Genomic DNA, 8,480 nt, shown 5'->3' on the forward strand with positions numbered 1-8,480 from the left:
CGCTTCGTAGACATACTCATCGGCACTGTTTGACCACAACGAACGAAGTGAGTGGAGGGAGTTTGCCGATGCATCCCCAAAGCCGATCTTCTTCGTGGAGTCGGCCCCCGGGCCGACCGCCCCGGCATGAGCCCCCAGCCCAGCCCATCCCCTCACCCGCCGCGACGCGCCGATAGGCGAAGAGACCCGACTAGAGGTTGCTCTCTTTGGTGATGAACCACTGCCCGTCGATCAGCTGCCAGGTCAGCGACTTCATCGCGACGTCGGAGTAGCCGTTCGACTGGTACGTCTGCTTGAAGCGGGTCTGCGTGACGCCCGGGCCCATCGACTTCACGTCGATGTTCTCGAGCTTCACGCTGAGCGGGCCGGTCTTCGACAGCATCGCCTGGCGGCGTGCCTTCCACGCGGCGACCGAGCCTTGCGCCGGCGTGAAGCCGGGCGCGTAGAAGCCGAGGTAGCGCGGCAGGTCCTTGGCCTCCCAGGCCGCAGCCCAGTCGTTCAGGCGCGGCAGCGGTGTACTGCCTGCGGGCGCAGCCACCACCACCGGCGTCGAGACGCCCCCCGCGATCGGCGTCCCCGGCGAGGTGCCCGAGACAGCCCGCTTCGACAGCGCCTCGAAATCGATCGGCGGCGACACGATGGTGTCGGCCGGGCAGCGCGTCGGCGCGTCCCCGTCGGCCGACCAGCCGCTCGCGTCGTCCGGCGCCTCAGGGGCCGCCTGGTCGCGCGTCAGCCCGAGCTGTGCGCTCAGCTGGTTCATCGACGCCTGCGTGCGCACGTAGGCGATGCCCAAGTCGTATTCGGCGTTCGCATACGAGCGCTTGGCGGTGTACAGCTCGTTCTCGGCGTTCAACAGATCGAGCAGGCTGCGCTGGCCGATGTCGAACTGCTGGCGGTAGGCGTCGCGTGCCTTCTCGATCGCAATCGTGTTGCGGTCGAGGTAGTTCAGCTGGTCGACCAGCTTGCGGGTGTCGTTGTAGGCGATCGCTACGACCTGGCGCACGTCGCGGCAGGCCTTGTCGCGCTGGTCTTCGGCCTGCGTCAGCAGCTTGGTCTGCTGGCGCACGCGGGCCTGGTCGGAGCCGCCGTTGAACAGGTTCCAGTTCAGCACGATCTCGGCGGTGCTGTCGCGGCGCTGGTCCTGCACGCCGTCGAAGTTGCGGCCGGCCCCGGCGCGCACGCGGGCCTCGACCTTCGGCTGGTACGCGCTTTCGCGCAGCGAGACCAGCGAGCGCGCCGAGCGCAGCGATTCGACCGTGGCGCTGATCGTCGGGCTGCGGCGGATCGCCTCGGCCGCCGCATCGTTCGCGGTCGCGGGGATCGCCTGGCGCAGCGGCGCGGGCAGCGGCAGCGACGCCGGCGGCGCCTCGCCGACCACGCGCTGGTAGCGGGCCGACACGTCGTGCAGGTTCGACACCTCGGTCGACAGGTTGGATTCGGCCAGCGCGAGCCGCGCGGCAGCCTGCTCGAGGTCGACCCCGCGGCCGACGCCGGCGCGCACGCGCGAATTGATCTGGTTGAAGGCGCCGCGGTGCTGCACGAAGTTGTCTTCGGCCAGCGTCACCAGGCGGCGGTAGCGCAGCACGTCGTAATAGGCGCGGGCCGCCTCGAGCGCCGTCTGCTCGGTGACGTCGACCACCTCGAAGTAGCGGGCCAGCCGCTCGTGGCCGAGGCGGCTCACGTCCTTGCTGGTGCCCAGCCCGTCCCACAGCAGCTGCGTCAGCGTCAGCGCGGCGCCGCTGCGGCTGATCGACTGGCTCTCGGGCGTGCGCGAATCGATGCTGTCGCGGTCGCGGCCGACGTTGGCGCTCAGGTCGAGGCGGGGGTAGAAGCCGCCACGCGATGCATCGATCGCATCGGACGCGGCGCGGTAGGCATTGAAACGGCCGGTGACGTCCGGGTTGGAGGAGACCGCCTTCTGGGCGGCTGCCTTCAAGGCGTCGTTGCTCTGCGCGAGGGCGGGGCCGGTGCACGCCAGTGCGGCAGCGGCAGTGGTGAGCAAGCGCTTGGTCTTCAACTGCATCGTGATCCTGTCTCTCTGAGCGAACCCATCGTGAAACTCGATGGGAGTGTAGTGGCCGCGCTACAACTGCTCCCCCGGGCGGGTCAGGGCGACACCGGGGCGGCCACAGTATTTCACGCAACCCGTACAGAGAGCAGCGTTTTTGCAACAAGTTCTCACAGACTGCAGGGCTCCGTTGCGTCATGGCGGAGGGAACTCAAGTCAACGCGCACGATGACGACATCCTCAGGTCGGGCCTACTCCATTGGATGCACTTGCACAGCGCTGAACCGAATCCCGACGTGATGTCTTGCCGCCGGCCACGCCGCGGCATCGTCGCGTGGGCGATGGCGGCGGCGCTCGTGCTCGCGGGCATGCCGTCGGGCGCATGGGACGCCGACCGCATGCTGACCGCCGCGCAGCGCATCTCGCCGCGCGCGGTCGATGGCGTGCGCGCGCTGCAGCCGATGCTGGCCGCCGCGCAGGCGCTGGACGAACCCGCCAGGCTGCAGGCGGTCAACGAGTTCTTCAACCGCCGCGTGCTGTTCCGCGACGACACCGAGGTCTGGGGCCAGGTCGACTACTGGGCCAGCCCGCTCGAGACGCTGGGCAAGGGCGCCGGCGACTGCGAGGACTACGCGATCGCGAAGTACTTCAGCCTGCTCGCGCTCGGCGTGCCGACCGCCAAGCTGCGGCTCGTCTACGTGCGCGCGCAGATCGGCGGGCCGAACGGCGTCGTGCAGGCGCACATGGTGCTCGCCTGGTACGCCGCCCCCGACGCCGAGCCGCTGATTCTCGACAACCTGATCACCGACGTGCGCCCCGCGTCGCGGCGCCCTGACCTGACCCCCGTCTTCAGCTTCAACAGCGACGGCCTGTGGCAGGGCGTCGGCGCACAGGCCGCGGGCGATCCGTCGGTGCGGCTGTCGCGCTGGCGCGAAGTGCTTGCGAAGGCACGTGCCGAGGGGTTCCAATGAGTTTCCGAACGAGGGAGAGAGCATGTCGCTGATTCGTCAGATCTGGTTGCTGCTGCTGGGCACGGTGTTGCTCGCCTTCGCCGGCAGCGTGACCGTCGCGGTCGAGTCGGCGCGCGGCTACCTGCAGACGCAGCTCGGCGTGAAGAACACCGACAACGCGACCGCGCTCGCGCTCGCGCTGTCGCAGCAGCATGGCGACAAGGAGCTGATGAACCTGCTGCTGTCGGCGCAGTTCGACAGCGGCTACTACAGCCGCATCCGCTTCGTCGCGAGCGATGGCAGCGTCGCGTTCCAGCGCGAGACCTCCGGCGCGCCGCGCGAGGCCCCCGGCTGGTTCGTTCGCCTGGTGCCGATCAGCGCCGAGCCCGGCGTGGCCCAGGTGTCCGACGGCTGGCGCGCGCTCGGCCGCGTCGAGCTGATCAGCCAGAGCGGCTATGCGCACGACGAGCTGTGGCGCAGCAGCCTGTGGTCGGCGCTGGCGCTCGGGCTGGTCGGGCTGCTGGCCGGTGGGGTGGGCACGCTGGTGGTCCAGCGCATCCGCCGGCCGCTCGATTCGGTGGTGGGCCAGGCGCAGGCGCTGGTGCGCGGCGAGTTCGTCACCGTGCCCGAGCCCGGCGTGCCCGAGCTGCGCCGCGTGACGCAGGCGATGAACACGATGGTGGGGCGGCTGCGCATCACGTTCCAGGCACAGGCCGAGCAGCTGGAAGGCCTGCGCCAGCAGGCCAACTGCGACCGGCTGACCGGCCTGTCGAACCGCGCGCACTTTCTCGGCCAGCTGGCGGTGACGCTGCAGCGCGAGGACGGCACGGCCGAGGGCGGCCTGGTGCTGCTGCGCATGCTGGACCTCGCCGACCTGAACCGTGCGCTCGGCCACGCCGAGACCGACCGCATGATCACCACCGTGGCGCAGGCGCTGCGGCCGTACGGCGACCGCGTGAAGGGCTGCTTCATCGGCCGCCTGAACGGCTCCGACTTCGCGCTGTGCCTGCCGGTGGCCGGCATGGCGCGCGAGACCGCGCAGGCGCTGGCCGACGCGCTCAGCCTGGTGCTGCCGAACCTCAGCGCCGAAGCCGGGGTCAGCGTCGGCGCGGTCGAACTGCGCCGCGAGATGACGATGGCCCAGGTGATGAGCGAGGCCGACGCCGCGCTGGCGCGGGCCGAGAGCCGCGGCCCGTTCGCGGTGGAACTGGGCGGCGAGGGCGGCCCGAGCGTCGCGATGCTGGGCGAGGGCGCGTGGCGCCAGCGCATCCGCGACGCGATCGGGCAGCAGCGCGCCCACCTGGTCAGCTTCCCGCTGGTCAACGTGCGCAAGGACCTGATCCACCTGGAGTGCCCGCTGCGCCTGCAGCTGGAGCCGAACGGCACGTTCGAGCCGGCCGCGCGCTGGCTGCCGCTGGCGATCCGCAGCCGGCTCACGGTCGACATCGACGAATGCGCGCTCGCGCTCGCGCTGCGCGATGCGGCGCGCGACGGCAAGCCGCGCTGCGTGAACCTGTCGCCATCGTCGCTGTCCGACAGCGGCTTCTCGGCGCGGCTGCGCGCGCTGCTGTGGAACGCGCCGCAGGTGGCGCGGCTGATCTGGCTCGAGGTGGCCGAGAGCGCGGCCGTCGAGCACTTCGGGCTGCTGCAGGAACTGGGCCGGCAACTGCGCCCGACCGGCATCCGGCTCGGGCTCGAGCATGCCGGCGAGCGGCTGGGCAAGATCCCGCGGCTGTTCGAGGCCGGGCTCGACTACGTGAAGCTCGACGCGGCCATCGTGCAGGGCGTGGGCAGCGACGAGAACCGCGCCGCCTTCGTGCGCGGCACGGTGACGCTGCTGCACGGGCTGTCGCTGCAGGTGTACGCCGAAGGCGTCAGCAGCGCCGCCGATGCGCAGCGCCTGTGGGACTGCGGCATCGACGGGGCCACCGGGCCGTGGATCAGCGAGAACGCCTGACAGCACGCACCCGGTCGCCCTGAGCCTGTCGAAGGGCCCGATCATCCTGAGCCCGTCGAAGGACCTGAGCCTGTCGAAGGCCTTGCGCGCTTCGGGCACAACCCTTCGACGGCCGGGCCTTCGACAGGCTCAGTCCCTGCTCAGGGCGAACGGAACTTCGTCAATCCACCACCAGCTTGCCGCGCTTCAGCAGGTCGTCGAGCACCTGGTTGTCGGTGGCGAAGCCGCTCGTCAGGTTCAGGTTGTTGATCGTGATCACCTGGTTCACCGCGGCGGCGTTGTAGGTGCCGCCGGTGAAGCCGCCGGTCGTGCTGACCTCGACCACCGTGTTGCCACCCACCACCGAGAAGTGCAGGTAGTTGTTCAGGTTGCCGTGGTCGACCGTGATCGCCGTCGCGTTGTTGGTGCCGATGTTGGTGGCGGTGGTCACGTTGTTGGCCGTGTGCGATTCGCCGACCAGCAGGTCGCGCAGGTCCAGCACGTCGCCCGAGTTGGTGGTGTTGTCGAAATCGGTGATCACGTCGCGCGCCGGTGCCGCGGTCGTGCCCTGGTCGGCGAGTTTCCACTGGAAGACGTCGTGGCCCAGGCCGCCGACCAGCGTGTCGTTGCCCTTGCCGCCGATCAGCGTGTCGGCACCGTCGCCGCCGTTCAGGGAGTCGTTGCCGTCGCCGCCGATCAGCTTGTCGCGGGCGGCGCTGCCCGTCAGCGAGTCGTTGCCGGCGCCGCCGTCGAGCGTCGAGCCGGTGCGGATCACGTACTGGCCGCCGCTCACGATGATGTCCTGCGTGTCCGACAGCGTCGGCGCATTCGCGTCGCTGAACATCGCGAAGTTGCTCGTGCCCAGCGTCTGGTACGTGGAGTCGGCCGTGCCGGTGGTCTTGATCTCGATCTTCAGCACCGCGTTGCCGCCTTGCTCCCAGTACAGCAGCTCCAGCGCCGTCAGCCCGCCGGTGATCGGTACGCCGGTGTAGACGCGGGTGGTCGGCGACTGGATGTCGTCGAAGATCGCGACCTGATGGCCGTCGAGCTTCAGGCGGAAGCCGTCGTCCGCGGTGACGCGGATGTCGTAGCTGCCGGCCGCCATGTACACCTCGCCGGTCAGGCGCACGCCTGCGTCGGTGGTGGTGCCCAGGCCGTTGGTCGGACCCGTGCCGATGACACTGCCGGCGCCGGTGCCGCTTTCGATCGTCAGCGAGCCGGCATCGCTGCCCGCGGTGCGGTGCAGGAACTTGTACAGCGAACTGTTGGCGTCGGTCAGGGACGAGGTGGAGGCGCCGGCTGCGATGTTCTTGTTCGAACCCAGCGAGTTGGTGACGTCAGGCGCGCTGCCGTAATCGATGGTCTTCGCGAGGAAGCGGGCATCGACCGTGCCGGTGACGGCGGCGGTGGAGGTTCCGAGGATGGCGTTGCTGCCGCCCATGGCTGCATTGCGGGCGTTGACCAGCGTGTTGAAGTCCGACACGCGGTCGAGGTTGCCCACGCTCGCGTCGTCGCTGTGGAGGCGGTTGCCCGTTACCGTGCTTTCGTTGTAGCCGTAGTACTCGCCGTTCAAGCCTTGCGTGTTGGTGATCACCGTCGTGGTCGGCGTGCCGGCGGTCAGGGTATCGGCCTGGCCGCTGACGTGGATCGTCAGCGTCGCGTTCGACGTGGCGCCGCTCGGGTCCTTCACCTGGTAGGTGAACACGTCGTTGACCGTGCTGCCGGTGGCGACGGCGTCGGCGTTGCTGGCCAAGTAGCTGTAGCTCCCGTCGCTCTTGAGCGTCAGCGTGCCGTAGGTGCCGGTGATGGCGGTGCCGGCGGCGGTGATCGCGGTCGCGGGGGTGCCGGTACCGGCGACGGCGAACGCGACGGTCAGCGCATCGCCTTCGGGATCGGTGTCGGTGCCGGCCGGTGTGGCCGCCGACAGGATCACACCGTTCGCGGCCGTGACGCTCAGCGTGGCCGAAGCGGTGACGTTGGCGTCGTCGCTGTGGGCCACCGGGGCGTCGTTGACCGCGACCACGCTGATGGTCGTCGTCGCGGTGGCACTGTTGCTGGTGCCGTCGTTGGCGACGACGGTGATAACGCGGTTGGTGGTGTCGGGCGTGTCGCTGGTGTTCGAGAAGGTGATCGCGCGGATCGCCGTTTCGTAGCTGGCGAGCGACGCGGCGCCACTGAGCGTGATGACGTTGCCGACGACGTTGGCGGTGATGCCCGCCGGCAGGGTGCCGACGGTCAGCACGTCGCCACTCTTGGCGTTCGTCAGCGTGACGGTGGCGCTGGCCAGCGATGCGCTGTCGACGTCGGTGATCTTGATGTCGGAATCGGCGATCGAGACACCGGAGCCGTTCTCGGTGAAGGTGGTCGCGTAGCCGATGCCGGTGGCGGTGGAATTGTTCGAATCGAGGTCGATCGCCGGCGGCTGGTCGTTGTCGACGATGCTGCCGACGCCGGTGGCCACCGCGATGGTCGCGTTGGTGGCGCCGCTCAGTGTGACGTTGAAGGTCTCGGTCGCTTCGGCGGTGGTGTCGTTGGCAATCGGGACCGTGATGGTCTGGACGGTCGAGCCTGCGGCGAAGTTGAGCGTACCGGTTGCCGCGGTGTAGTCGGAGCCGGCCGTTGCGGTGCCGTTCGACGTGCCGTAGTTGACCGAGACGGCCTGGCCGGACGCGGCCGACAGCGTCACCGTGAAGGTGGCCGTGCCGGCGGCTTCGTTGACGGTGACGTTGTTGATCGACAGCGTCGGGGTCGGGTCGTTGTCGACCAGGGAGGTCGTCAGCGTGTTGTTCGTGCCATGCGGCGCGATGGCCTCGAATCCGCCACCGCTGACGGTGCCGATGGAGACCACGATCGATTCGTTCGGTTCGTCGCGGCCGTCGGCCGCCGTTGCGACGCTGAAATTGGCGCTGCTGGCGCCGGCGGGGATCGTGACGGTCGTGACGCCGGTGTAGTCGGTGCCATTGCTCGCGGTGCCGGCGTAGTTCAGCGTGACGGTGACGGCGCTGGAGGCGGGATTGCTCAGTGTCAGCGTATAGGTGGCTGAGCCGCCTTCGGTGACGGTGCTCGATCCGGACAGACTGACGGTGGTCACGTCGCTGTCGTCGGCGACCGAGGTGGCGACGGTCGACGAGGTGGTCAGCGACTCGAAGTTGCCGCCCGAGCTGGATGCCACGCCAACGGTGATCGTCTGCGTGCCCTGGGTATAGGCATCGTCGGCACGCGGCACATAGGACGGGGCGCTGGCACTGGACTGGCCGACCGGGATGGTGATGGTCTGGCCGTTGCTCAGGTTCAGCACCAGGGCCGTGCCGGTGACGGCGTGGTCGAGCGTCGCGGTGTAGGTGACGCTGCCACCCTCGACGACGGAGTTGGCCGAACTGCTGAGGGTGACGGTGGTAGCGCTGGCGTTGTCGGTGACGGTGGTGCTGGCGGTGCTGGTGGTGGTCAGCGCTTCGTAGTTGCCGCCGCTGTGCGCGTTGATGCCGACGGTGACGGTCTGGCTGCCTTGCACGTAGGCATCATCGGCACGCACATTGAAGGCGGCGCTGGTACCGCTGGTTTGGCCGGCGGCGATGGTGATGGTCTG

General features: G+C 69.3%; 4 protein-coding genes. 2 read left to right on the top strand and 2 right to left on the bottom strand.

The genetic code is table 11. The features are described from left to right. Window positions 1–190: 190 nt before the first annotated feature. Window positions 191–2,023: a TolC family outer membrane protein gene (locus BUE42_RS31145; protein WP_073469367.1), complete on the bottom strand. Its 1,833-nt coding sequence runs from the start codon at window positions 2,021–2,023 to the stop codon at window positions 191–193. Between the two features lie 284 nt (window positions 2,024–2,307). On the opposite strand from BUE42_RS31145, the gene BUE42_RS31150 reads away from it, so the two are divergent. Both BUE42_RS31150 and BUE42_RS31155 read left to right on the top strand, forming a co-directional pair. After that, the gene (locus tag BUE42_RS31150; RefSeq protein ID WP_073469371.1) at window positions 2,308–2,979 is read left to right on the top strand and encodes a transglutaminase-like cysteine peptidase; all 672 of its coding nucleotides are present in this window, start codon (window positions 2,308–2,310) and stop codon (window positions 2,977–2,979) included. A 22-nt stretch (window positions 2,980–3,001) separates the two neighbouring features. After that, a complete protein-coding gene (locus BUE42_RS31155) occupies window positions 3,002–4,915 on the top strand; it encodes an EAL domain-containing protein (protein WP_073469369.1) in 1,914 nt (637 codons plus the stop codon). Window positions 4,916–5,075: 160 nt separating this feature from the next. Here the strand turns inward: BUE42_RS31155 and BUE42_RS31160 are convergent. Further along, the coding region (locus BUE42_RS31160; protein WP_143171877.1) for a beta strand repeat-containing protein at window positions 5,076–8,480 on the bottom strand (3,405 nt) is incomplete at its 5' end.

It is taken from the genome of Rhizobacter sp. OV335 (genome assembly GCF_900142965.1).
GTDB lineage: Bacteria > Pseudomonadota > Gammaproteobacteria > Burkholderiales > Burkholderiaceae_C > Rhizobacter.

What these genes read in the sequence shown, in the direction of transcription:
- BUE42_RS31155 (WP_073469369.1), top strand. Translation starts at nt 3,002, where the DNA reads ATGTCGCTGATTCGTCAGATCTGGTTGCTGCTGCTGGGCACGGTGTTG.
- BUE42_RS31150 (WP_073469371.1), top strand. Translation starts at nt 2,308, where the DNA reads ATGTCTTGCCGCCGGCCACGCCGCGGCATCGTCGCGTGGGCGATGGCG.
- BUE42_RS31145 (WP_073469367.1), bottom strand. Translation starts at nt 2,023, where the DNA reads ATGCAGTTGAAGACCAAGCGCTTGCTCACCACTGCCGCTGCCGCACTG.